Raw genomic sequence first — 512 nt, 5'->3', positions numbered from 1 at the left:
TTCTCGTTTGTGATTTTGTGTTGGGGTTTTTATACTAACGACTTCACTCTGCAATACGTAGCAAGTAACTCAAACAGCCAACTGCCTTGGTACTACCGTTTGACAGCGGTATGGGGTGCACACGAAGGTTCCCTATTGCTTTGGGTGCTTATCCAAGCAGGTTGGACTGTCGCGGTTGCTACATTCAGCCGCGGTATGCCACAAGAGTCGGTTGCACGTGTACTTGCCGTAATGGGTATGATCTCAGTAGGTTTCCTACTGTTTATCATCTTAACGTCAAACCCATTCCTACGTACGTTACCGTTCTTCCCTGTTGATGGTCGAGATTTGAACCCGCTTCTGCAAGACCCTGGGCTGATTGTGCATCCACCAATGCTGTACATGGGTTACGTCGGTTTCTCTGTTGCGTTTTCGTTCGCGATTGCCTCTCTAATGACCGGTCGTCTTGATACAGCATGGGCGCGCTGGTCTCGTCCTTGGACAACGGCGGCTTGGGTATTCCTAACTTTGGG

1 protein-coding gene is annotated in these 512 nt (G+C 49.6%); it reads left to right on the top strand.

The genetic code is table 11. From position 1 onward, the window contains the following. A partial coding sequence (gene ccsA, locus R8O10_RS27645; RefSeq protein WP_318192287.1) for a cytochrome c biogenesis protein CcsA occupies positions 1-512 on the top strand: 512 nt, incomplete at both ends.

This window comes from Vibrio sp. 1727 (assembly GCF_033344415.1).
GTDB lineage: Bacteria > Pseudomonadota > Gammaproteobacteria > Enterobacterales > Vibrionaceae > Vibrio > Vibrio alginolyticus.
Note: the sequence above shows the minus strand (reverse complement) of the source record. Positions and strands in the feature narration are given on the sequence as shown.